25 protein-coding genes are annotated in these 23,742 nt (G+C 70.9%); 20 read left to right on the top strand and 5 right to left on the bottom strand.

The window, feature by feature from the left end:
- Positions 1–6 precede the first annotated feature (6 nt).
- The gene (locus tag NCG93_RS10155; RefSeq protein WP_252787506.1) at positions 7–465 is read right to left on the bottom strand and encodes an NUDIX hydrolase; all 459 of its coding nucleotides are present in this window, start codon (positions 463–465) and stop codon (positions 7–9) included.
- Between the two features lie 118 nt (positions 466–583).
- Between NCG93_RS10155 and NCG93_RS10150 the strand changes: the two genes are divergently transcribed.
- On the top strand, positions 584–1,330 hold the full coding sequence (locus NCG93_RS10150) for a metallophosphoesterase family protein (RefSeq protein WP_194413951.1): 747 nt from the start codon (positions 584–586) through the stop codon (positions 1,328–1,330).
- A complete protein-coding gene (locus NCG93_RS10145; RefSeq protein WP_194413950.1) occupies positions 1,327–2,529 on the top strand; it encodes a benzoate/H(+) symporter BenE family transporter in 1,203 nt (400 codons plus the stop codon). Before NCG93_RS10150 ends, NCG93_RS10145 begins: the two co-directional genes overlap by 4 nt.
- A 10-nt stretch (positions 2,530–2,539) precedes the next feature.
- On the opposite strand, the gene NCG93_RS10140 is transcribed toward NCG93_RS10145, so the two are convergent.
- A complete protein-coding gene (locus NCG93_RS10140; protein ID WP_194413949.1) occupies positions 2,540–2,809 on the bottom strand; it encodes a putative antibiotic biosynthesis monooxygenase in 270 nt (89 codons plus the stop codon).
- A gap of 113 nt (positions 2,810–2,922) precedes the next feature.
- On the opposite strand from NCG93_RS10140, the gene NCG93_RS10135 reads away from it, so the two are divergent.
- The 4 genes from NCG93_RS10135 (at position 2,923) to NCG93_RS10120 (ending at position 7,243) form a co-directional block, all read left to right on the top strand.
- Positions 2,923–3,522: a TetR/AcrR family transcriptional regulator gene (locus tag NCG93_RS10135; protein ID WP_194413948.1), complete on the top strand. Its 600-nt coding sequence runs from the start codon at positions 2,923–2,925 to the stop codon at positions 3,520–3,522.
- A gap of 148 nt (positions 3,523–3,670) precedes the next feature.
- Complete coding sequence (locus tag NCG93_RS10130) at positions 3,671–4,210, top strand: pyridoxamine 5'-phosphate oxidase family protein (RefSeq protein WP_194413947.1); 540 nt, start codon at positions 3,671–3,673, stop codon at positions 4,208–4,210.
- A 79-nt stretch (positions 4,211–4,289) separates the two neighbouring features.
- Positions 4,290–6,089 carry a proline--tRNA ligase gene (locus NCG93_RS10125; protein WP_194413946.1) on the top strand — a complete coding sequence of 600 codons (1,800 nt, stop codon included), beginning with the start codon at positions 4,290–4,292 and terminating at the stop codon, positions 6,087–6,089.
- Positions 6,090–6,199: 110 nt separating this feature from the next.
- The gene (locus NCG93_RS10120) at positions 6,200–7,243 is read left to right on the top strand and encodes an LOG family protein (protein ID WP_194413945.1); all 1,044 of its coding nucleotides are present in this window, start codon (positions 6,200–6,202) and stop codon (positions 7,241–7,243) included.
- A 96-nt stretch (positions 7,244–7,339) separates the two neighbouring features.
- Here NCG93_RS10120 and NCG93_RS10115 read toward each other — a convergent pair whose 3' ends face one another.
- Together NCG93_RS10115 and NCG93_RS10110 are read right to left on the bottom strand one after the other, a co-directional pair.
- Positions 7,340–7,861 (bottom strand): pyridoxamine 5'-phosphate oxidase family protein, encoded by a 522-nt coding sequence (locus tag NCG93_RS10115; RefSeq protein ID WP_194413944.1) that lies wholly within the window; start codon positions 7,859–7,861, stop codon positions 7,340–7,342.
- A gap of 121 nt (positions 7,862–7,982) precedes the next feature.
- Positions 7,983–8,801: a DUF1206 domain-containing protein gene (locus NCG93_RS10110; RefSeq protein WP_252787505.1), complete on the bottom strand. Its 819-nt coding sequence runs from the start codon at positions 8,799–8,801 to the stop codon at positions 7,983–7,985.
- Between the two features lie 168 nt (positions 8,802–8,969).
- Here NCG93_RS10110 and NCG93_RS10105 point away from each other — a divergent pair, with 168 nt between their 5' ends.
- The 5 genes from NCG93_RS10105 (at position 8,970) to rbfA (ending at position 15,723) form a co-directional block, all read left to right on the top strand.
- Complete coding sequence (locus NCG93_RS10105) at positions 8,970–10,868, top strand: lipase family protein (protein WP_241741832.1); 1,899 nt, start codon at positions 8,970–8,972, stop codon at positions 10,866–10,868.
- A 112-nt stretch (positions 10,869–10,980) separates the two neighbouring features.
- The gene (gene nusA / locus NCG93_RS10100) at positions 10,981–11,970 is read left to right on the top strand and encodes a transcription termination factor NusA (RefSeq protein ID WP_194413942.1); all 990 of its coding nucleotides are present in this window, start codon (positions 10,981–10,983) and stop codon (positions 11,968–11,970) included.
- A 73-nt stretch (positions 11,971–12,043) separates the two neighbouring features.
- Positions 12,044–12,298, top strand: a complete 255-nt coding sequence (locus NCG93_RS10095; RefSeq protein WP_194413941.1) for a YlxR family protein — start codon at positions 12,044–12,046, stop codon at positions 12,296–12,298.
- A gap of 91 nt (positions 12,299–12,389) precedes the next feature.
- Positions 12,390–15,224: a translation initiation factor IF-2 gene (gene infB / locus NCG93_RS10090; RefSeq protein WP_252787504.1), complete on the top strand. Its 2,835-nt coding sequence runs from the start codon at positions 12,390–12,392 to the stop codon at positions 15,222–15,224.
- 64 nt (positions 15,225–15,288) lie between these two features.
- Positions 15,289–15,723 (top strand): 30S ribosome-binding factor RbfA, encoded by a 435-nt coding sequence (gene rbfA / locus NCG93_RS10085; RefSeq protein ID WP_194413940.1) that lies wholly within the window; start codon positions 15,289–15,291, stop codon positions 15,721–15,723.
- A gap of 72 nt (positions 15,724–15,795) precedes the next feature.
- On the opposite strand, the gene NCG93_RS10080 is transcribed toward rbfA, so the two are convergent.
- Positions 15,796–16,701, bottom strand: a complete 906-nt coding sequence (locus NCG93_RS10080) for an HhH-GPD family protein (protein WP_194414904.1) — start codon at positions 16,699–16,701, stop codon at positions 15,796–15,798.
- A gap of 122 nt (positions 16,702–16,823) precedes the next feature.
- Here NCG93_RS10080 and NCG93_RS10075 point away from each other — a divergent pair, with 122 nt between their 5' ends.
- The 9 genes from NCG93_RS10075 to deoC all read left to right on the top strand — a co-directional run bounded on the left by NCG93_RS10075 (position 16,824) and on the right by deoC (position 23,712).
- Positions 16,824–17,504, top strand: a complete 681-nt coding sequence (locus NCG93_RS10075; protein ID WP_194413939.1) for a nucleoside/nucleotide kinase family protein — start codon at positions 16,824–16,826, stop codon at positions 17,502–17,504.
- The gene (gene truB, locus NCG93_RS10070; protein WP_194413938.1) at positions 17,504–18,466 is read left to right on the top strand and encodes a tRNA pseudouridine(55) synthase TruB; all 963 of its coding nucleotides are present in this window, start codon (positions 17,504–17,506) and stop codon (positions 18,464–18,466) included. The genes NCG93_RS10075 and truB overlap by 1 nt, the downstream gene beginning before the upstream one ends.
- A complete protein-coding gene (locus NCG93_RS10065; RefSeq protein ID WP_194413937.1) occupies positions 18,463–18,831 on the top strand; it encodes a hypothetical protein in 369 nt (122 codons plus the stop codon). The genes truB and NCG93_RS10065 overlap by 4 nt, the downstream gene beginning before the upstream one ends.
- A 119-nt stretch (positions 18,832–18,950) precedes the next feature.
- Complete coding sequence (locus NCG93_RS10060; RefSeq protein ID WP_194413936.1) at positions 18,951–19,394, top strand: hypothetical protein; 444 nt, start codon at positions 18,951–18,953, stop codon at positions 19,392–19,394.
- Positions 19,391–20,362: a bifunctional riboflavin kinase/FAD synthetase gene (locus NCG93_RS10055; protein WP_194413935.1), complete on the top strand. Its 972-nt coding sequence runs from the start codon at positions 19,391–19,393 to the stop codon at positions 20,360–20,362. The genes NCG93_RS10060 and NCG93_RS10055 overlap by 4 nt, the downstream gene beginning before the upstream one ends.
- Complete coding sequence (locus NCG93_RS10050; RefSeq protein WP_194413934.1) at positions 20,359–21,144, top strand: hypothetical protein; 786 nt, start codon at positions 20,359–20,361, stop codon at positions 21,142–21,144. Before NCG93_RS10055 ends, NCG93_RS10050 begins: the two co-directional genes overlap by 4 nt.
- Before the next feature lie 64 nt (positions 21,145–21,208).
- Complete coding sequence (locus NCG93_RS10045) at positions 21,209–21,589, top strand: hypothetical protein (protein ID WP_194413933.1); 381 nt, start codon at positions 21,209–21,211, stop codon at positions 21,587–21,589.
- Positions 21,590–21,705: 116 nt separating this feature from the next.
- Complete coding sequence (locus NCG93_RS10040; RefSeq protein ID WP_194413932.1) at positions 21,706–22,647, top strand: sugar-binding transcriptional regulator; 942 nt, start codon at positions 21,706–21,708, stop codon at positions 22,645–22,647.
- Between the two features lie 57 nt (positions 22,648–22,704).
- On the top strand, positions 22,705–23,712 hold the full coding sequence (gene deoC, locus NCG93_RS10035) for a deoxyribose-phosphate aldolase (RefSeq protein WP_194413931.1): 1,008 nt from the start codon (positions 22,705–22,707) through the stop codon (positions 23,710–23,712).
- Positions 23,713–23,742: the final 30 nt, after the last annotated feature.

The following is a 23,742-nucleotide window of genomic DNA, read 5'->3' as shown; positions in this document are numbered from 1 at the left end:
GCCGAGCTAATCGGCGAAGCCGTGCGACAGCAGCGTCGCCGTCCGGTCGTCCCGCAGCGCCACCAGCGCCTCGCGTTCGTAGGCAGGCATGTCGGCCGGCAGCTGGTCGAGGTCGAACCACCGCAGCTGGGCGCATTTGAGAGGTTCCAGGATCTGCGGCTCCCCGTCCCAGGCATCGCAGACGAAGAACCAGTCGACCCGCTGCTCGATCGGGTTGTCCGTGCCGTCGGTGCGCTGCATCACCGCGAACGGTGAGAGGGCGTCCGGCTCGACCGTCAGCCCGAGCTCCTCGATGAGCTCGCGGACGGCGGCGGCGACAGCGGTCTCTCCGAGCTCGACGTGGCCCGCGGCGCCGGCGGCCCAGCATCCGTCCATGTACCCCGTGTTCTGCCGCAGCTGCAGCAGCACCGCTCCGTCGCGGCGGAGATAGACGTACGACGAGGGGACGACGGAGAAGCGGGCCACGAGGAACGAACCTACCTCCCGCGTCGTGCCGTGGTGATGGCGCGACGAGCGTCGACGCTGCCGCGACGGGAGAGCAGCGCGACGTGATCGCAGCGGCGAGCCGTGGCATGATCCGAAGGTGCCCCTCGACCGGATCGCCGTCATCTCCGACGTCCACGGCAACCTGACCGCCCTGGAGGCGGTGCTCGACGACATCGCAGGCCGCGGCATCCGTCCGATCATCAATCTCGGCGACAACATCGGCAAGGGTCCGCGCGGCGCAGCCGTCACGGAGCGTGTCCGTGAGGCGTGCGCGGTCAACGTCCGCGGCAACTGGGACGACTTCATCGGCGCCCTCGGCGATGACCAGCCCGAAGACATGCGGTGGTGGCGTGACGAGCTCTCCGCCGGACAGCGGCAATGGCTCGGCCGGCTTCCGCTGAGCCACGACCTCGTGATGAGCGGCCGGCGCATCCGGCTGTTCCACGCGTCGGCTGAGAGCCCGCACACGCGCGTGCGGTTCCACCACACCGACGAGGAGTTCGACGGCATGTTCCGTGCCACCGCGATGACCGGCGACGGCCCGGAGCCGACCGTCGTCGGCTACGGCGACATCCACGACACCTACCTCGAGTCGCGCGACGGCCGCACGCTCTTCAACGCCGGCAGTGTCGGCAACCCGCTGGACGAGCCGACCCCGAGCTACGTGATCCTCGAGGGCATGCTCGACGCGCCGACCCCGGCGCCGTTCGAGGTGCGCTTCGTGCGCGTCCCGTACGACGTCGACGCCGAGGTCGCCGTGGCCCACCGGGTCGGGATGCCTCGCAGCGACGTCTGGGAGATCGAGCTTCGGACGGCGGTCTACCGCGGGAGGCAGGTGTCGTGAGCGCGTCGTCCGTCCCCGCGCCGACCGAGACGGCACCGCTGTCACGCCCCATCGTCGCCGGAATCGTGACGGCGCTCGTTGGGGTCACGAGCTCGTTCGCCGTCGTCCTGACCGGCCTCGACGCGGTGGGCGCCTCTCGTGCCCAGGCGGCCAGCGGGCTCCTCGTGCTCTGCCTCACGATGGGTGCGTCGGCGATCCTGCTCGCGTGGCGATATCGGATGCCGATCACCGTCGCCTGGTCGACGCCCGGCGCCGCGGTGCTCGCCGCGACTGGCGCCGTCGAGGGCGGGTGGCCCGCCGCGGTCGGAGCGTTCCTCGTCACGGCGGCGCTCATCCTGCTGACGGCCCTCTGGCCGCAGCTCGGCCGGCTCATCGCTCGCATCCCGCCCTCGATCGCGCAGGCGATGCTCGCCGGCGTGCTGCTGCCGCTGTGTCTCGCGCCGGTCACCGGGCTCGCCGCGAACCCGTGGGGCGTCGTCCCCGTCGTGCTCACGTGGCTCGTGTTCGTGCGCGTCGCGCCGCGGTGGGCGGTGCCGCTGGCCTTCGTCGCCGCGGCCGCCGTCGTGGGCGTGGACATGGTGCTCACCGGGGCGACGATCGATCCGGCGCTGCTGGTGCCGCGGCTCGCGTTCACCGCCCCCACCCTGACCTTCGGGGCGGTGGTGGGTCTCGCGCTGCCGCTCTTCCTGGTGACGATGGCGTCGCAGAACGTGCCGGGCGTGGCGATCATGCGCAGCTTCGGCTACGAGGTCCCGTGGCGGCCAGCGATGCTCGTCACCGGCGTCGGCACGGCGATCGGCGCGACGGCGGGCGGGCACGCGATCAACCTCGCCGCGATCAGCGCCGCCCTCGCCGCGGCCCCCGACGCCGACCCGGACCCGAAGCGGCGCTGGGTCGCCGGGGTATCGACGGGCGCCAGCGGCATCGTGCTGGGCGGTCTGTCGGCGGCACTCGTCGCGCTGGTGGTGGTGGCGCCCGAGGCCGTCATCCCGGCCGTCGCCGGCATCGCGCTGTTCGGCGCCTTCGGCTCGGCCGTGCAGCAGGCGATCGACGACCCGGGGGAGCGTCTGCCGGCCGTGGTGACGTTCCTCGTCGCCGCGTCGGGCGTGGCGATCGCAGGCGTCAGCGCGGCGTTCTGGGCTCTGGTCGCAGGGCTCGTGGTGCGCGAGGTGCTGCACCTCGGCAGACGCCGGGTGTGACGGCCGCCGCTCAGCGCGCGGCGCGGCGTCGAGCGAGCGCCCCGTAGACGCGCAGGAGACGCGGCACGACGGCGTAGACGGCGAGCGGGACCACGACAGCGGTCAGGACGAGGGCGCGCAGGATCGGATGCCACGACTCCGAGATGGGGGCGAGCAGCAGCATGCCGACCGACACCAGCGGGAAGATCGCCAGCCAGGTGATCACCGCGCGGACGTGGACGGAAGGTGCGGGTGCGGACGCCTGGGGCAGCGTGGGTGTGGGAGCGGTCGAAGCGGTCATGTGCGGCATCCTTCTCTCAATCCAACCGAATGGTTGCAACTGGTTGGTTGCAAGTGAATCACTCGTCGGGATATTCCGCAACCATCCAGTTGGATCCTGCGTACGATGGTCTCATGGCCTGGGACACGGAACGCACCAAGAGGCTGCTCCTCGACGCCGCCACCGCGGAGTTCAGCGAGCATGGCCTCGCCGGCGCGCGCGTCGACCGCATCGCCGCCGCCGCGGGGGTCAACAAGGAGCGCATCTACCAGTACTTCGGCAAGAAGGACGAGCTGTTCGCGACAGTGCTGTCGGAGGCGTTGCAGGCCGCCCTGCAGGCCGTCGACGCGGAGGGCACCGGCCCGGCCGCCGTCGGAGACTACGCCGCGCGATTGTTCGACCACCACATGGCGCACGGCGAGATCCCGAGACTCGTGTACTGGGAAGGGCTGGAGCGCGGCACCGCGGCAGCCGACAGCCCGGCGCGCGCGGCGTTCCACGCCGAGAAGGTGACGCGCATGCAGCGGATGCTGCCCGGGCTCGGCCGGGTCGAGGCGGGGGAGCTGCTGCTCACGCTGGTCACCCTGGTGAACGCGTGGCCGGTGCTGCCGCAGCTCGATGCGCTCATCGTCCCCGATGCCGGCGACCGCGAGGCGCGCATCGCGGCACGGCGGGCGGCCATCGTCGCGACCGTGACCGCCGCGGCGGAATCAGTCGCAGCCGCGGCCCGCTGACCCGCGCAACACGAGAGCTGCACTTTCCTGCACGCGCGGCGTCGCCCGACGGCGCGGTCGCAGGAAAGTGCAGCGTTCGCACGCGGTCGCCGTCCCGCGGCGCGGCTCGCGTTTCGGGCGACGCCGCTCCGGGTGCCAGACTCGGACCATGGGCAAGGTCTTCGACGGCATCGACGCATCGCTGCAGGAGTGGATCGCCGCGCAGCACCTCTTCTTCGTCGCCACCGCGCCGCTCGGCGCCGAGGGGCGGGTGAATGTGTCGCCGCGCGGACTCGATACCCTGAGCGTCCTCGACGAGAACACCGTCGCGTGGCTCGATCTCACCGGCAGCGGCGCCGAGACGATCGCGCATCTGCGCGAGAACGGGCGCATCACGCTCATGTTCTGCTCATTCGACGCGAGGCCGCGGATCGTGCGGCTGCACGGCCGTGGGCGGGTGGTGGTTCCGCGAGACGACCTGTTCGACCGGATGGATGCCGCGCACCCCGGGCACCTCGGCGCGCGGGCCGTGATCGTCGTCGATGTCGAACGCGTCTCGGACTCGTGCGGGTGGGGCGTGCCGCAGATGGACTTCGTCGCAGATCGCGACATCATCCGGCCGTGGGCCGAGAAGAAGGGACCCGACGGCCTCGACGTCTACCGGGCCCAGAAGAACGCGGTCTCGCTCGACGGGCTGCCGGCGCTCTGACATCAGCCCGGCGTGCGGACGCCTGCTCCGGGCCGACCGCCGCGAGGCGCGGCATCCGCTCGCCCTAGACTTGACCCTCGTGGTCACCCGTCTGTCGCATTTCTTCCTCCGCACGCTCCGTGAAGACCCCGCCGATGCGGAGGTCACGAGCCACCGGCTGCTCGTGCGCGCCGGCTACATCCGGCGCCAGGCGCCGGGTATCTTCGCGTGGCTGCCGCTGGGCCTGCGGGTCAAGGGGCGGCTCGAGCGGATCATCCGCGAGGAGATGAGCGCCGCGGGTGCTCAGGAGGTCCACTTCCCGGCGCTCATGCCGCGCGAGCCCTACGAGGTGACCGGCCGCTGGGAGGAGTACGGCGACGGCATCTTCCGCCTGCAGGACCGCAAGGGCGCCGACTACCTGCTCGCCCCCACGCACGAAGAGGCCTTCACGCTGCTCGTGAAGGACCTCTACTCGTCTTACAAGGATCTGCCGCTGACGATCTACCAGATCCAGGACAAGTACCGCGACGAGGCCCGCCCCCGCGCAGGCCTCCTGCGCGGGCGCGAGTTCACGATGAAGGACGCCTACTCGTTCGACGCGTCCGACGCCGGGCTGGACGCTTCCTACATGGCGCAGCGCGGTGCCTACGAGCGCATCTTCCAGCGGCTGGGTCTCGAATACGTCATCGTGCAGGCGGATGCCGGAGCCATGGGCGGTTCGCGCTCCGAAGAGTTCCTGCACCCGACGACGGTGGGCGAAGACACCTTCGTGCGCTCGGCCGGCGGCTACGCGGCCAACGTCGAGGCGTTCACGACCGTGGTTCCCGACGCGATCCCCTTCGACGGGCTCGGGGAGCCGGTCGTCTTCGACTCGCCCAACACGCCGACGATCCAGACGCTGGTCGACCACGCCAATGCGCACCTCGACGCGCCCGCGTCGGGGATCAGCGGGCCCGCGACCCATGGTGCGACCGGCTGGACGGCGGCTCACACGCTGAAGAACGTCGTGGTGGCGCTGAAGCACCTCGACGGCACGCGCGAACTCGTGATCATCGGTGTTCCCGGCGACCGCGACATCGACGACAAGCGCGTCGAGGTGGTGTTCGCTCCGGCCGAGGTGGAGCCCGCGACGCCGGAGGACTTCGAGAAGAACCCGCTCCTCGTGAAGGGCTACATCGGTCCGTGGTCCGAGACTGGGGCGGTGCTCGGCGAGGAGTCGGCTACCGGCATCCGCTACCTGCTCGACCCCCGGGTCGTCGACGGCACCGCATGGATCACCGGCGCGAACATCGACCAGAAGCACGTGCACACCCTGGTCGCCGGCCGGGACTTCGTCGGCGACGGCTTCGTCGAGGTCGCCACCGTGCGCGCAGGCGACCCGGCACCCGACGGCTCGGGTCCGGTCGAGCTCGCCCGCGGCATGGAGATCGGCCACGTCTTCCAGCTCGGCCGCAAGTACGCCGACGCGCTCGGCCTCAAGGTGCTCGACGAAAACGGCAAGCTCGTGACCGTCACGATGGGCTCGTACGGCATCGGCGTCACGCGCATCCTCGCGATCATCGCCGAGCTCAACAACGACGAGAAGGGTCTCATCTGGCCGGCGTCGGTGTCGCCGTTCGACGTGCACGTCGTCGCAGCCGGCCGCGAGGCCGTCATGTTCGACGTCGCGGCGCAGCTGTCGGATGAGCTCGAGGCATCCGGCCTCGACGTGCTCTACGACGACCGCCCCAAGGTCTCGCCCGGCGTCAAGTTCGGCGATGCCGAGCTCGTCGGAGTGCCGAAGATCGTCATCGTCGGCCGTGGCGCCGCCGAGGGCCAGGTCGAGCTCTGGGACCGCCGCACCGGCGAGCGCGAGACCGTGTCCCGCGCGGATGCGGTGGCGCGCCTGACGGTGCGCTGAACGTCGGAGCGCGCGGAGGTCGGGCCGAGCCGGGCGTTCTGCGGGAGTCGGCTGAGCCGGGCTCCGCTCGGGTCGGCCCGGATCCGGGCCGGACGTGGCAACGTGGAGGCATGAACCAGAGCGCCGCGGTGCCGCCCGAAGTGACCGAGGACATCCGCCGGATCCTCGCCGACGCCGGGATCAGCGAGAACACCGATCTGATCGCACGGATCCTCGCGACCGGGATCGGTCTGGGGATCGACGGCGCCGACCGACTCGATCTGAAGATCGCGAGCTCGGCGCTCACCGAGATGCGCGCGGCGTTCCAGCTGTTCGCGCCCTACGAGGACGTGCCGAAGGTCACGATCTTCGGCTCTGCGCGCACGCTCCCCGAGGACGCCCTGTACCGGCAGGCGTCGGACGTGGCGGCGGCGCTCGCCGAACACGGCTGGATGGTCGTCACGGGTGCCGGTCCCGGCATCATGCAGGCGGCGGCCGAGGGTGCAGGCGTGCGCAACTCGCTCGGCGTCTCGATCCGGCTCCCGTTCGAAGAGAAGCCCAACGCGCTCGTCGGCGAGAACGCGCGGAATGTCACCATGAAGTACTTCTTCACGCGCAAGCTCATGCTGGTGAAGGAGTCCAAGGGCTTCGTGTGCGTTCCCGGCGGCTTCGGGACGCTGGACGAGATGTTCGAACTGCTCACCCTCCAGCAGACGGGCAAGGCCGATCCGACGCCGATCGTGCTCCTGGATGCCCCGGGCGGGACGTTCTGGTCGGGACTCCGCCGGTTCGTCGACGACCATCTGCTGCCCTCGGGAGTCATCTCACCGGGCGATTTCGATCGCGTCGTGGTGACCGACTCGATCGAGTCCGCCGTGGCCGCGTTGACCGGCTTCTACCGGAACTACGATTCGCTGCGGTGGGTCGGCAAACGCCTGGTGCTGCGGCTGAAGAACGAGCCGACGGATGCCGAGGTGTCGGCGTTGAACGCCGAGTTCGGCGCCCTTCTCGTCGAGGGACGCATCGAACGCCGCGGCGCGCTCACGATCGAGCGTGAGGACGACGATCGCGTGGAGCTGCCGCGACTGGTGCTGCGGCTGAACCAGTTCCGCGTGGGCGAGCTGTACCGGCTGATCGGGGCCGTCAACGCGCTCGAGTCCGCGCCGGCCGCCTGAGAGGGCCCGCTGTGGGCAGTGCGGGAGGGGTGCGTCGTTCTGAGCTGTCCCCGCCGCGCCGCCGTATGTCCGGCGGCGCGGCATCCGCCGCCGTGGTCAGCAGGTGACCTTGCCGTGCGACATGGTGTCGTCGGGCGTGTCCTTCGTCACGAGCGCCTTCAGCATTCCGGCTGCGGCGACGAGCTTGCCGTGGCGGGGCTCCCAGAACTCGCACTCGACCGGGGTGACGCGCAGCAGCACGATGCCGGGGGTGTCGAGTCCGTCCTCGAACCAGATGTCGAGGCTGGGGGAGTAGAGCTCCTTCATCTTCGCCTCGTCGCGCACGACCTCGGCGCGCCCCGCGACCGAGACGTAGCGGTGCCCCTTCGAATCGAGGTACGACAGGCCCACGTCGTGCTGCGGGTCGGCCTGGGCCTCCGCGACCTTGCCCGTCCCGGCGAGGGTGAAGAACCAGATGTCGCCCGCGTCGTCCATCTGCCGCGTGCTCATCGGGCGGCTCACGAGATTGCCCGCGGCATCCCGGGTGGTGAGCATCGTGAAGTCGATGTCCTCGACCAGTTCCTTGACCCGGGCGATCGCCTCGGGGCCGGTGACCAGATCCTCTTCTGTATGTGTCATGCCCCCAGACTCGGCGATCTCGCGGATCTGCTCCAGGGCATTGACAGGACGGATGCCGCGCCCCAGCGCGCTCGGAACAGCCCCGCAGGTCCCGCGTGGCCCAGGTCGCGGGAGTGCCGTCTCACATGCGCGCGAAGCGCGCGCGGGCGATGGTGAAGACCCCGTACGCGAGGAAGCCGACGCCGACCACATAGGCGAGCGCCGGTCCGAGCGGTACGGCGAGCATCGCGTCGACCGCGCCGTCCAGCCCGCCCGCCGTCTCGGCGTCGGTGCCGACCGCGGAGACGAGGAGCAGCACCCCGACGATCGTCAGCGCCACGCCCTTCGCGACGAAGCCGACGACGCCGAGTGTGGTCAGCGTCCGCCCGCGCTTGCCGTCCGGGATCCGCATGCGTGTGCGGAAGCTCCGCATGATCCCCATCACGACGAACGATACGCCGCCGATCCCGATCCCGAGACCGATGAGCCCGAGCAGGATGCCGCCGCCGGGCGTGTGCAGCAGGCCCCGGCTGGCGTCCTCAGCCGTCTCCTCGGCGTTCGGGCGTGCGCCCATCGCGACAGCCGCCGAGATTGCGCCCAATGCGAGGAAGACGACGGCCTGCCCCCACTCCGCCAGCCGCCGGCCCCACTTGCGCGCGGCGCCCTTGGCGTCGCCGGACCGGTCGCGCGCGAGGAGTCCTTCCGCGGCACGCCACACGCCCAGCGCCCACAGGCCGATCGCGATGAGCCACAGCACGACGAAGCCCGCCGGCGCACCGGCCACGGCCTTCATCGCGCCCGCCTGGTCGCCCTCGCCCCGGCCGCCCGATGCCAGCACGATGACGATGATCCCGATGAGGATGTGGATGACGCCGTTGGCGACGTATCCCGCACGAGCCATCGCCTCGAAGACCGCACTCGACTCCGCTTCGCGGGCCAGGTGCTTGGCGTTCGCTTTCACGTCCTCACGCTAGACCGTACGCTCACCGGCCGGAGGGGCTTGACGCGGACTGCGCGGGGCATACGCATGCGGCGAGCGGCCCGCGGGGCGGTGCGGACCCGTCGAGGCATGCGGCTCGCCGTCCGCGTGCGGAGGCGCCCACCGGCACCCGCACCTATGATGGGGCGGATGATCCGCGAGGGCCGTCGAACCCCCGTGTACGGCTGGAGCGTGGTGCCGCGCCTCGTGCGCGGGGCACCGCCAGTGGTGCTCGTCGTGGTCGGCGCGCTCTCACTCCTGGTCGGGCTCCTGATCGTCACCCGGCCCCTCACCTCCCTGGTGCTGCTGACGGTCTACGTCGGACTCAGCGCCATCTTCTCCGGCGTCGCACGGATGCTCTCCGCTCCGGAGACCGCCCTGTGGTCCCGCATCGGATTCGGGGCCGTCTGGATCGCGCTCGGCCTGGCGATCCTCCTGGGTCTCGGTCGCACTCTGGAGCTGCTGCCCGGGATCATCGCGGTGCTGCTCGTGCTCGGCGGCCTGGCGTCGATCTACGATGCGCTGCGGCGCGGCAGCGTCAGCCAGCGCGTGCTGGCCGGCGTCTGGGGCGGCGCGCAGATCGCGTTCGCCATCCTGTCGTACGCATGGCCGGATGTGACGGTGCTCGTGGTCGCCGTCGTCTTCGGGGTGCGAACGGTGGTCTTCGGCGCGTCGATGCTCGTCCGCGCGGTGCGAGCGCTCGTCGAAGGCCGGGGCTCGGTCCCCGCGACGGGCGAGCCGGCGCCTGACCGTGCCGAGACGGATGCCGCGGCATCCGTCTCGCCCTCCGCCTCGGCCGCCGCGGGCCGCCGTGGCCGTGTGCGCGCGGCGTGGCTGGCCGCCGGGCGCTATGCACTGTCGGCACTGCTGATCGCGCTCGCCGCCGGCGGCTGGTGGGCGAACTCGTGGTTCGAGGACGGCGCCCAGGTCGTCGACGCGTTCTACGATCCGCCGGCCGTCGTGCCGTACGAGCACGGCCGCCTGATCCGCATCGACGACTTCTCGGGGCAGAAGCCGCCCGGTGCCGACGTGCGACGCATCCTCTACACGACCCGCGACGCCAACGGGCAGCCGGCGGTGGCGAGCGCGCTCGTGATCGTGCCGCACGAGGCGCCCCCCGGTCCGCGGCCGGTGGTGTCGTGGAACCACGGGACGACCGGCGTGGCGCGCGGGTGCGCGCCCAGCCTGCGCGACGCCTCCGCCACCAAGTGGGCGATCCCCGGCCTCGATGAGGCCGTCGCGCGCGGGTGGGTCGTCGTGGCGTCGGACTACGCGGGTCAGGGGGCGCCGGGGGTGTTCCCGTATCTGATCGGCCGCGGCGAGGCGCGGTCCTCCCTCGACGCCATCCTGGCCGCCGGCGAGATCGACGGGCTCAACCTGTCGCGCCGCACCGTGGTGTGGGGCCACTCGCAGGGCGGTCACGCTGCCCTGTGGACATCGCAGATCGCCGGTGACTACGCGCCGGACATCGACGTGCGCGGCACGGCGCTGCTGGCGCCGGCGGGCCAGCCGCTGGAGCTCGCGGAAGAGCTGACCAGCGGCGATGCGAACGCGCTGCTGTCGATCCTCATCTCATGGGTGCTCGTGCCGTATGCCGACACGTACGACGACATCGATCTCACCGATTACATCGCGCCGGGGTCCGAGGCGATCGTCCGTGAGATGACGCAGCGCTGCCCGACGGAGCCGGGCGTGATGGTGTCGGTGGCGACGGCGCTGGGCGTCTCGGAGGACCGCCCGCTGTTCGTCGGCGACCTCACGGCCGGCGCGCTCGGCCGACGTCTCGAGGACAACACGCCGACCGGTCCGTGGGACCAGCCCATCCTGATCGCCTGGGGCGACGAGGACGAGGTCATTCCGGCGCACCTCCAGCACGAGTTCGTGCAGCGACTGTGCGCCGAGGGCAACCAGGTGCGCGTCCTGGAGTACCGCGGCTACGACCACCTGCGCACCCTGCTGCCGGGATCGCACTTCATCCCGGTGCTCATCTCGTGGACCGACGCGCGGTTCCGTCACGCCGACACCCACGTCGACGACTGCCCCGACTGACACTGGTCGCGGGCCCTCGCCGGGTCCGGAACCGCGGGCCGCGGCATCCGGTAATGTTGGAGGGTTCCGGCGTGCGTCGACGCGCCGGTGAGAGCTGAATACGGAGGCCATTGTGGACATCGATCTCGGACTGCTGCGAACTGTCGAGCGCGAGAAGGAGATCCCCTTCGACGAGCTCGTGCGCATCATCGAACAGGCGATCCTGACCGCCTACGCCAAGCACACCTCGCCCACCGGCGAGCTGCCGGACGGCGCGCGCTCGGAACTGGACCGCAAGACCGGTCACGTTGCCGTGTTCATCCCCGTCCTCGACGACGAAGGCGCGGTCATCGGCGAAGAGGAGTCGACGCCGGAGGACTTCGGCCGCATCGCCGCGTTCGCCGCGAAGCAGGTCATCAGCCAGCGTCTGCGCGACATCGCCGACGACGCCGTGCTGGGGGAGTTCCGCGGCAAGGAGGGCGACATCGTCGCCGGCATCGTGCAGCAGGGCCCGAACCCCCGCATGGTGCACGTGGATCTCGGCTCGGTCGAGGCCATCCTGCCCCCCGAGGAGCAGGTCCCCAGCGAGGACTACGCCCACGGCGCCCGCCTGCGCGTGTACGTGACGTCGGTGGCCAAGGGCACCAAGGGACCGCAGATCACGGTGTCACGCACGCACCCCGGTCTCGTGCGCAAGCTGTTCGCGCTCGAGGTTCCCGAGATCCCCGCAGGGCTCGTCGAGATCGTCTCACTGGCGCGCGAAGCCGGCCACCGCACAAAGATCGCCGTCAAGGCGAACGACCCGTCCATCAACGCCAAGGGCGCCTGCATCGGCGAGCTCGGCCGGCGCGTGCGCGCCGTCACCGAGGAGCTCGGCGGGGAGAAGATCGACATCGTCGATTACGACCCCGAACTGGCGAAGTTCGTCGCGAACGCGCTGTCGCCCGCGAAGGTGACCTCCAGCTTCATCCTGGATGCCTCGAACAAGGCCGTGCGCGCCCTCGTGCCGGACTACCAGCTGTCGCTGGCGATCGGCAAGGAGGGCCAGAACGCCCGCCTGGCCGCCAAGCTCACCGGCGCGAAGATCGACATCCAGCCCGACAGCATCCTCGAGGAGAGCTGAGACGAGGAATCTGGGGCATATCGCCCCGGTGGCAGGCGAAGGGGGTCCGGGGCATCAGGCCCCGGGGTGTAGAATGGAACCTGTACGAACGTGCGTCGGATGCCGCACGCGTGCTCCCCGGTCCACTCTCCTCAGGGTGGTGTCCATCGATTCCGTCCTCGTCCTCGACGAGCGCGCATCGATGCCCGGACGAGGCGCGTGGGTGCACGAGACACCGGAGTGCATGGATGCCGCACTCCGGCGCCGTGCCTTCGTACGAGCATTGCGTGTGTCAGGCCCGCTTGACACGCAGACCATCGACCAGTACCTACAGCGAACAAAAGGCTGAACGGCTATGGAAACAAAGTGAACGGCTCGAAATGAGACCCGTCCGCGATTAACGGTCTGCCCTGTCTGGGTGGACCCAGACAGGAGAATTTGTGGCTGCCAAACCACGCGTGCACGAGATCGCTTCCGAGCTCGGCGTCGACAGCAAGGTCGCGCTCGAGAAGCTGAAGGCGCTCGGCGAATACGTCAAGAGCCCCTCGTCCACCATCGAACCCCCCGTAGCGCGGAAGCTCCGCGCTGCACTCGAAGCCGACGGCATGAGCAAGACGGCTGACGCGGCCCCCGCGGCGAAGCCCGCAGCGGCGTCGCCCGCCGCCGGCGCCAAGCCCGGTGCATCCGCCGTGAAGCCCGGTCCCGCGGTCAAGCCCGGTCCGGCGCGCCCTGCGGCCGCCCCCGCGGCACCCGCTGCCGCGCCCGCCGCGGCCGCTCCCGCTGCCAAGGCTGCCGCGCCGTCGCCCGCTCCCGCGGCGCCGGAGGCACAGGCTCCCGCGGCGCCCGCCGCTCCCCGTGGCCCCAAGCCCGGCCCCGCCGCCGCAACGCCGGCTGCTCCTGCGGCCCCGGCGGCCCCGGGATCACAGGCTCCGCGTCCCGGCGGCACGCCCCGTCCCGGCAACAACCCCTTCGCGTCGTCGCAGGGCATGGGCCAGCGTCCTGCCGGCCCGCGTCCGGGTAACAACCCGTTCGCGTCGGCCCAGGGCATGGGCCAGCGCCCGAGCCCCGGCAACATCCCGCGCCCCCAGGCTCCGCGCCCGGGTGCTCCTCGGCCCGGCGCCCCGCGTCCGGGTGGTGCGGGTCGCCCCGGTGGCGGCGGTCGTCCCGGTGCCCCGTTCCAGCAGCGTCCCGGCGGCCCCGGTCGTCCCGGTGGCGCCGGCGGCGGTGGCTTCCAGCGTCCCGGTGGTGCTCCCGGTGGAGCGCCCGCGGGCGGCTTCGCCGGTCGTCCCGGCGGTGGCGGCGGTCGTGGCCGCGGCCCCGGCGGTGGCACCGCCGGCGCCTTCGGCAAGGGTGGCGGCAAGTCGAAGCAGCGCAAGTCGCGTCGGGCGAAGCGGCAGGAATTCGAGATGCGGTCGGCGCCGGTCGTCGGCGGCGTCAACGTCTCGAAGGGCAACGGCGAGATCATCCGCCTGCGCCGTGGCGCATCGATCGCCGACTTCGCCGACAAGCTCGAGGCACTGCGCGGCTACACCGTGCAGCCCGGCACGCTCGTCACCATCCTGTTCAACCTGGGTGAGATGGCGACCGCGACCGAGTCGCTCGACGAGGCCACCTTCGAGGTGCTCGGCGCCGAGCTCGGTTACAAGATCCAGATGGTCTCGCCCGAGGACGAGGACAAGGAGCTCCTCGAGGGCTTCGGTCTCGACCTCGAGGCCGAGCTGGAGGCGGAGAACGAGGAAGACCTCGAGATCCGGCCTCCCGTCGTGACCGTCATGGGTCACGTCGACCACGGTAAGACGCGACTGCTCGACGCCATCCGCCAGACCAACGTGGTCGCGGGCGAGGCCGGCGGCATCACGCAGCACATCGGTGCGTACCAGGTCTGGACCGAGCACGACGGCATCGAGCGTGCGATCACCTTCATCGACACCCCGGGTCACGAGGCGTTCACCGCCATGCGTGCCCGCGGTGCGCAGGTGACCGACCTCGCGATCCTGGTGGTCGCCGCCGACGACGGCATCATGCCGCAGACGGTGGAGGCGCTCAACCACGCCCAGGCGGCCAACGTGCCGATCGTGGTCGCGGTGAACAAGGTCGACAAGCCCGACGCCAACCCGGCCAAGGTGCGCCAGCAGCTCACCGAGTACGGGCTGGTGGCCGAGGAGTACGGCGGCGACGTCATGTTCGTGGATGTCTCTGCTCGCCAGAACACCGGCATCCAGGAGCTGCTCGACGCGGTCCTGCTCACGGCTGACGCCGGACTGGACCTCACGGCCAACCCGAACAAGGACGCGCGCGGTGTCGCGATCGAAGCGAAGCTCGACAAGGGTCGCGGTTCGGTCGCCACGGTGCTCATCCAGTCCGGAACGCTGCGCGTCGGCGACGCGATCGTCGCCGGCACCGCCTACGGCCGCGTGCGTGCGATGGCCGACGAGAACGGCGACCCGGTCGAGGAGGCCTTCCCGTCGCGTCCCGTGCAGGTGCAGGGTCTGAACTCGGTGCCGCGCGCCGGCGACACGTTCATCGTGACCGAGGAGGACCGCACGGCCCGCCAGATCGCTGAGAAGCGTGAGGCGGCCGAGCGCAACGCCCAGCTGGCGAAGGCTCGCAAGCGCATCTCGCTCGAGGACTTCACCCGCGCTCTCGAAGAGGGCAAGGTCGAGTCGCTCAACCTCATCATCAAGGGCGACGTGTCGGGTGCCGTCGAGGCGCTCGAGGAATCGCTGCTCAAGATCGAGGTGGACGACTCCGTCCAGCTGCGGATCATCCACCGCGGTGTGGGTGCGATCACCGAGTCCGACATCAACCTCGCGACGATCGACAACGCGATCGTCATCGGCTTCAACGTCCGTCCCGACACGAAGGCGCGCGAGCGCGCCGCCCGTGAGGGTGTGGATGTCCGGTTCTACTCGGTCATCTACAACGCGATCGACGACGTCGAGCAGTCGCTCAAGGGCCTGCTCAAGCCGGAGTACGAAGAGGTCCAGTCGGGTGTCGCCGAGATCCGCGAGGTGTTCCGCTCCTCGAAGTTCGGCAACATCGCCGGTGTCATCGTCCGCTCGGGCACGATCACGCGCAACGCCAAGGCGCGCGTCATCCGCGACGGCGTGGTCCTGGCCGATGGCCTGGCCATCGAGTCGCTGCGCCGGTTCAAGGACGACGTCACCGAGGTCCGCACGGACTTCGAAGCCGGTATCGGCCTCGGCAAGTACAACGACATCCAGGTGGGCGACGAGATCGAGACCACCGAGATGATCGAGAAGCCGCGCGGCTGAGTCCGCGTCCTGATTCCGGATGCCTCGCTCGAGGCATCCGGAATCACTTCCTCAAGGAGCAACCATGGCCAGCGAACGTCAGGCCCGGCTGGGCGATCGAATCCGCGTGATCCTCGCGGAGAGGCTCGAGAAGGGCCTCCGCGACCCGCGGCTCGGATTCGTCACCATCACGGATGTGCGCGTGACCGGCGACCTCCAGCACGCGTCGGTGTTCTACACGGTGCTGGGTTCGCCCGAGGAGCGTGAAGGATCCGCTGCGGCGCTGAAGTCGGCGACCGGGATGCTGCGCTCGGAGGTGGGCAAGCACCTCAACGTGCGCCTCACCCCGTCGCTCGAGTTCATCCCCGACGCCATCCCCGAGAACGCGGGGCACATCGCCGATCTGCTGCGCGAAGCGCAGGAGCGCGATGCCGCCGTGGCGGGTCTCGCCTCGTCGGCGACCTACGCCGGCGACGCCGACCCCTACGTCAAACCGCGCGAGCTCGACGACGAGGACTGAGTCCTCGATCCCATCGACACGCCGCGACCGGTCCGCCAGTCGCGGCGTTCGTCGTCTGAGGGGCGGACCGCCTCAGAGCGGCAGGTGCAGGAGTCCGTCCGAGACTTCGACCAGCCCGTCGGCGATCAGCGAGTCGATGGCGCGGTCGCGCTGGAGGGCGTCGGGCCAATCGGCGACGACCTCGGCCAGGGGCAGGGCGTGGGTCGCGGCATCCCGCAGCGTCTTCAGCACCGCGCCCCGCGCCTGCCGGTCGCTGCCCTCGTAGCGCGCCTGCTTGCGGCGGTCGTCACCGGTGTCGGGATACCCGGCCGCCCGCCAGGCGCAGCGGCCGCGCAGCGGGCATGCGTCGCAGCGCGGCACGCGTGCGATGCACACGGTGGCGCCCAGCTCCATCGCCGCGGCGTTCACCACGGCGGCCATCTCGCGGTCGTGGGGGAGGATCGCCGCCATCGCCTCGAGGTCCCTCCGCGAGGGCGGGCCCGGCTGCGCCCTGCCGTCGATCGCGCGTGCCAGCACTCGTCGCGTGTTCGTGTCGACGACGGGATGCCGGTCGCCGTAGGCGAAGACGGCCACCGCGCGCGCGGTGTAGTCGCCGATGCCGGTCAGTGCCAGGAGCGCGTCGACGTCGCTCGGCACGATCCCGCCGTGGCGGTCGCGGATCTCCACGGCGGCGCGATGCAGCCACAGCGCCCGCCGCGGATAGCCGAGGTTCGCCCACTGACGGACCGCGTCGGCGGGCGGCGCGGCCGCCAGGTCCGCCGGGGTCGGCCACCGCTCGAGCCATGCCTCGAGGTGGGGGATCACCCGCGCGACGGGCGTCTGCTGCAGCATGAACTCGCTGACCAGCACGCCCCAGGCCCCGAACCCGGGCCGCCGCCACGGCAGGTCCCGCGCGTTAGCTCGGTACCACTCCACGAGCGGACCGACGAGATCGCGCGAGCTCGCCAGTCCTGGCGGCTCCGCGAGATCGGAGGGCATCGCGAGCTCGGGCATGCGCTCCAGCGTACGTGCGGAAGTCTCCTCTTTCGCGCGTCACGGAAGCGCGAAAGGGGAGATCTCCGCGGCGCGGGGCGAGCGGTCGCGGCACCTAGGCTGGATGCATGCGCCTTCCCGTCACGCCGACCACGACGCTGTGGCGCGAGCTGCGCGAGAGGGTGCGTCGGCGCTACCGCGCCGGGCGCGTCGTCGTCGCGGTCGACGGGCTCGACGGGGCCGGCAAGACGGTGTTCGCCGACGGCCTCGCAGAGGTCTTCGCCGAGACCGGGGATGCCGTCTTCCGCGCGAGCATCGACGGCTTCCACCGCCCGCGTGCGCAGCGCTACCTGCGCGGGCGCCGAAGCCCCGAAGGCTTCTACCGCGACTCGTACGACTACGCGACCTTCCGGCGCGTGCTGCTCGACCCCTTCCGCGATGGGGCGCAGACCGGCGGTACCACGGGCTTCCAGCTCGCGGCCTTCGACGTCGCCCGTGATGCGCCCGTCGAGTCGCAGTGGGTGACCGCACCGCTGGACGCGGTCCTCGTCGTCGATGGGATCTTCCTGCACCGGCCCGAGCTGCAGGACCTCTGGGACTGGTCCGTCTGGCTCGACGTGCCTTTCGAGACGTCGTACGCCCGCTTGGCGCTCCGAGACGGGTCCGACCCCGATCCCGAGGCCGAGGCGAATGCGCGGTACCGGAAGGGGCAGGAGATCTACCTGCGCGAGGCTCGTCCTCGGGAGGCGGCATCCGTCATCGTCGACAACTCCGATCTCGCACACCCCCGCATCGTGGGGCGCAGCTGATGGCGGCGTCCGGAATCCTGCTCGTCGACAAGCCCGGCGGCATCACCTCGCACGACGTCGTGGCCCGCGCCCGCCGCGCGCGGGGCACACGCAAGATCGGCCACGCCGGCACGCTCGACCCGATGGCCACCGGGCTGCTCGTCCTCGGCGTCGAGGGCGCGACCCGCCTGCTCACCTTCATCGTCGGGCTCGACAAGACCTACGAGGCGACGATCCGACTCGGCGTCGCGACCGACACCGACGACGCCGACGGCCAGGAGACAGGGGCGACCGATGCCTCGTTCCTCGAGTCCGACGCGATCGCTGCCGGCATCGCGGTGCTGACCGGACGCATCTCGCAGGTGCCCAGCACCTACTCCGCGATCAAGGTCGACGGGCGCCGCGCGTACGACCTGGCGCGGGCGGGGGAGGACGTGCAGCTGAAGGCCCGCGAGGTCACGGTGTCGCGGTTCGAGGTGCTCGCGGAACGGCGCCCTTCCGGCTCCGCGATGGCGGATCCCGGCGTGAGCGACATCGCCGCGGGTGCGGCGGGGTCCGCCGGACCCGTTCCGCCGGGCGTCATCGATCTCGATGTCGTGGTCGACTGCTCGAGCGGCACCTACATCCGCTCTCTCGCCCGTGACCTCGGCGCAGCCCTCGGTGTCGGGGGACACCTCACGGCGCTGCGGCGCACCCGCATCGGCCCCTTCGATGTCGCCGGTGCGCCCGGCGTCGAGGACCTCGCCGCCGCGACGATGGTGGACCCCGCAACGGCGGCCAGTGCTGTGCTGGGCCGCGTGGAGGTGACCGCCGACGAAGCGCGGGACCTGCGCCACGGCAAGCGGCTGCTCGGAGCCGCCGGTCGCATCTCCACGGCGCCGGCGGCGGCGATCGACCCCGACGGTCGGCTCGTCGGGATCGTCGACCGGCGGGGGGACGACGTCAAGAGCACGATGAATATGCCCGAGGATGCCGCGCGGTGATCCTGTGGTTCACGATCGTCCAGGTCGTCGTCGCCGTCGCGGCGGGGCTGTTCTGCCTCATCGCCGGACTTGCCGGGCGTCGGCCGAGCGACTGGACGGTCGGCGCACTCGCGCTGGTCGAGCTGCTGCTGCTCGCGCAGGTCGTCATCGCGATCGTCGCGCCCTTCGCCGGCAACCCGCCGTCGGGGAGCCTCCTGGAGTTCTGGGTCTACCTCGTGTCCGCCGTGCTGCTGCCCGTCGGAGCAGTCGCGTGGGCCCTGCTGGAACGCAGCCGCTGGAGCACGGTGATCATGGGGATCGCGGCCTTGTCGATCGCGGTGATGATCTGGCGCATGCAGGTGATCTGGACCGTTCAGCTCACCTGATGCGCGCAAGGCGACGCGGGCCCGGGTCCGGGTCCGTGTCGGGATCGCCGATGCGGAATGCCGCCGTGGGGCGTCGTGGCGGAACCGGCCCCCGCGGCACGAACTAAACTCGTCTGGTTATGTCGACTTCCGCCCGCCCCCGCATGACCGGCATCGGCCGCGTGCTTGTGATCGTGTACGCGATCATGGCGCTCGGTGCCACCGGTCGCTCCTTCGTGCAGATCGTCGAGCGTTTCGACGAGGCGCCGCTCGCCTACACGCTCTCGGCGCTTTCGGCGCTGGTGTACATCGTGGCGACCCTCGCCCTGGTGTTCGCCGGGCGCCGCGGGTGGTACGTGGTGGCGTGGGTGGCGATCGCCTTCGAGCTCGTCGGCGTGCTGATCGTGGGCACGCTGAGCTTCGTGATGCCCGAGCTGTTCGCCCACCCGACGGTGTGGTCCTGGTACGGGATGGGCTACCTGTTCGTGCCGCTGGTGCTGCCGTTCCTGGGTCTCTGGTGGCTGGCGACTCATCGCCCCGCCGCGCAGACGACCGCGACGAGCCCTGTGGCGGTGGCGTCGTGATCGTCTTCCGCGACCCGCGTGAGGTGCCTGCGGGCTTCGGCCCGTCGGTGGTCGCGATCGGCAAGTTCGACGGCGTGCACTCGGGACACCGTGCGGTCATCGACCGGGCACGAGTGGATGCCGAGGCCTCCGGTGCGCGCGTCGTCGCCGTCACGTTCGACCGCAACCCGCTCGCGCTGCTGCGCCCCGAGCTGTGCCCCGACAGCCTGGTCGGCGTCGACCAGAAGCTGCGCCTGCTCGCCGATGCGGGGGTCGACGCGACGCTGATGCTCAGGTTCGACCGCGAGCTGGCCGACCTGGGTGCCCGCGAGTTCGTCGAGCATGTGCTCGTCGGCGCGCTGGGCGTGCGGATCGTGATGGTCGGCGCCGACTTCCGTTTCGGCCGTGGAGGTGCGGGCAACCCGGAGCTGCTGCGCGAGCTGGGTGCCGAGTTCGGCTTCGAGGTCGATGTCGTGGACGACGTCCGCGCGATCGACGCCGGGCGCCGCGTGTCGTCGACGTGGGTGCGGGAGCTCCTGGACGCCGGGGACGTCGCCGGCGCGACGCGCCTGCTCGGGCGCCCTCACGCCGTCCGCGGCGAGGTCGTGCACGGGCTCAAGCGCGGACGCCAGCTCGGATTCCCAACGGCGAACCTGGCGCCCGACCTCGAAGGGTTCGTCCCCGCCGAAGGTGTGTACGCCGGTTGGCTGGTCGACGAGGGGATGCCGCACACCGGGGCGTCCGCGCCGCGCAGCAGTGTGCGCTATCCGGCCGCGATCAGTATCGGCACGAATCCGACGTTCGACGACATCGATGTGCGCCAGGTCGAGGCCTACGTGCTCGACGAGACGGATCTCGACCTGTACGGCCACATCGTGGAGATCGAGTTCGTGTCGCGGATTCGCGGTATGGTCGCGTTCGAGGGGGTCGAGCCGCTCATCCAGACGATGACCGCCGACGTCGCAAAGGTGCGTGGGGAGCTGACATGACGGATACGGCGGGCCGCACGCGCACACCCGTGTCGCTCGCTCGCCGCATCATCGTCGCCGTCATCGTCATCTCGTTCAGCGCCGCCGCCATCAGCGGGATCGTGGTGCTGCTCGGCGCCGAGCTCGGTCCCACCGCGTGGAGGGTGCTCAGCACCACGTCCGTCGTCGGGGCCTTCAGTGTGGCCGTGCTGTGCTGCGCCTCGCTCGTGGGGCGGCGGCTGCAGGCGTTCGGGTACGTCGGCGCCGGCGTGTCGGTCGTCGGTGCCGTGCTGGCGCTCGTCGCGCTGTGGGGCCAACCGACCTGGGAGGCGGAGGGGTTCTGGGATGCGCTGTGGACGGCGGTGGCGGCATCCGTCGCCTTCTCGTTCGCCTCACTGCTCCTTCTGCTGGCGGACCGGCGCCGCACGACGATCCGTGTCGGACTCATCGTGACGCTCGCGCTGTTCGCGATCGTCTTCGTGATGGTCGTCGCTCCGATCTGGACCGACGAGTACGGTGGGGAGCTCTACTCCCGCGTACTCGGCATCGTCTCGATCCTCGCCGCGCTGGGTGCGATCGTCCTCCCCGTGCTGTCGCTGCTCCTGCGCGAACGCCCGGCTGACCCGCGCGGCGAGCCGCACGATGCCACGGTGTCTCCGGCGTCGCTCGCGTTGCTGCGCGCCGAGGCGGGACGGCGCGGCGTCACGCCCGACGAGCTGGTCGACGATCTCCTGCGGTCGGCGTCGTTCGAGCCTCCTCCCGTGTACGAGCCGCCTCCGGCGTACGAGCCCCCGCCGCGGTAGTGCGCGCCGGCCGCCTCGCTCTGCTGCCGTAGACCGGCGCGCGTGCGCGGCCTACGATCGAGGCGTGCACGCGCTGGTCCTCATGGCCGCCGACGCAGCGGCTTCCGACGGTCCGAATCTCTGGGGCGCGCTCGGATGCGCGGTCGCGTTCTCGGCCTCGTTGCTGGCGACGCTCGACGCGTTCGCCGATCTGATCCTCGCGCGCGGCGGTTCACCCGCCGGCCGACTCACCCCGGGCATCGGGATGAAGTTCGCCTCGAAGCTGATCGCCGCGGCGATCGCGGTGGTGTCGGCGGCGATCGTCCTGGTGCTCGACGGCAACTGGTTCGCGTTCACGACGCTGTCCATCGCCTTCGTCGTCGTCGTCGGCATCGGGGTGGTCGTGATGCTGCGGCAGACGAAGGCGACCACCGCGGCATCGGGTCCCGGCGAACCGGGTGGCTGAGGCCAGCGGATCCCACGAGCGACCATTCGGCCCTGCTCATCTGAGCAAGATTCGTTCAGATGTTGGCGACGGTCGCACACGTGTGTCAGCCTGGAGTGGACGACGAAGGGAGGATCGTGGACGCCGTCGACGAACTTCTCTCGATCCGAGCCGCCGAGCTCTACTACGAGGAGAACCTCACGCAGGAGGAGATCGGCCGGACCCTGCAGATCACGCGGTGGAAGGTGGGCCGCCTCCTCACGCAGGCCAAGGAGGAGGGCTTCGTCCGCATCGAGATCCTGCACTCGCGAGCGCGCCGTCCGCAGTTCGAGCGCCGGCTCCACGACGAGCGCGACGTCGCCGCGGTCGTCGTCTCACGCGCCGGCGTGCGCAACGAGGACGAGCTCCAGCAGCGCGTGGCGCAGGCGGCGGCCGACTATCTCACCGCCCTCCGGCCCAGCCCGCGTGTGCTCGGCGTCAGCTGGGGGCGCACACTGTCCGACATCGCCCACCACCTTCGCGACGGCTGGTCATCCGGCACCGACGTCGTACAGATCAACGGCGGCGTCAGCATGAGTCAACGGCCCGGCACGGCGGCGGCCACCGCCGTGAGCATCGCCCAGAAGGGCGGTGGCGCTGCGGCTCTGTTGCCCAGCCCTGCGATCCTGGAGCACCGTGCGACCAGGGAGGCCATCGAGGCGGACCGCATGGTCGCACGCGTCCTCGAGACGGCGCGCTCCGCGGCCGCGTACCTCTTCAGCGCCGGCGCCGCCGATCACCGCTCGGTCCACGTCGACAGTGGCTATCTGACTCCGGCCGACATCGACCGCCTGGTAGCCGCCGGCGCCGTCGGCGACGTGCTGGGGCGCTACATCGGCGCGGACGGACGCATCGTCGATCACGACCTGGACGCCCGCACGGTGGGCATCTCCCTCGACGAGCTCCGCGCCGCCGACGTCGCGATCGCCGTCATCGCAGGCGAGTCCAAACGAGAGATCGCCGCAGCGGTGGTCGCCTCAGGACTGTGCTCGGTGCTCGTCACCGACGAATCCACGGCAAATCATCTGCTCGACGGGTGACATCGCCCGCGGCATCCGTCTCACCATCCCACCCACATACGAAAGCCAGGTCAGGACATGTCAGGCACCTCCATCGTGACGCTCCCCGAGCGGGCCGTCGAGCTGCTCGGCGGGCAGCCCGACGACACCACGCTGCGGCGATATCTGCACGGTCTCCCCGGCGTGGACGCCGTCGGTCTCGAGCAGCGAGCAGCAGCGCTGGGCACGCGATCGATCAAGACCACGTCCAAGGCGTGGGCCCTCGACAAGATCATCGAGCTCATCGACCTCACGACGCTCGAAGGCGCCGACACGCCCGGCAAGGTGCGCTCGCTCGTGGCGAAGGCATTGAACCCGGATGCCTCGGACCCGACGTGCCCGCGCGTGGCCGCCGTCTGCGTGTACGGCGACATGGTCCCGTACGCCGTCGAGGCGCTCGGCTCGGCCCACGGCGACCCCGATGATGGCGGAGTGAGTGTGGCCGCTGTCGCCACCGCGTTCCCGAGCGGCCGGGCGTCTCTCGATGTCAAGCTGGCCGACACCGCCGACGCGGTGGCGCACGGAGCCGACGAGATCGACATGGTGATCGACCGCGGTGCCTTCCTCGCAGGGCGCTACGGTCTCGTCTTCGACCAGATCGCGCGGGTGAAGCAGGCGTGCCGTCGCGAGGACGGCAGCTACGCGTCGCTCAAGGTGATCCTCGAGACGGGCGAGCTCAACACCTACGACAACATCAAGCGCGCGTCCTGGCTCGCGATCCTCGCTGGCGGCGACTTCATCAAGACCTCGACAGGCAAGGTGCAGCCCGCGGCGACGCTGCCGGTCACGCTCCTCATGCTGGAGGTCGTGCGTGACTGGCACCGTGCGACCGGCGAGAAGGTCGGCGTGAAGCCGGCCGGCGGCATCCGCACGTCGAAGGACGCCATCAAATACCTCGTCACGGTCGCCGAGACCGTCGGCGAGGAGTGGCTGCAGCCGCATCTGTTCCGCTACGGCGCGTCGAGCCTGCTCAACGACGTGCTGCTGCAGCGCCAGAAGCTGAAGACCGGCCACTACTCCGGTGCCGACTACGTGACCATCGACTGATGCTTCGACAGGCTCAGCAACCGAAAGAGA

The sequence above is a fragment of the Microbacterium yannicii genome (genome assembly GCF_024055635.1).
In the GTDB taxonomy this organism is placed as follows: Bacteria; Actinomycetota; Actinomycetes; order Actinomycetales; family Microbacteriaceae; genus Microbacterium; species Microbacterium yannicii.
This window is presented reverse-complemented; position numbering and strand designations above follow the sequence as displayed.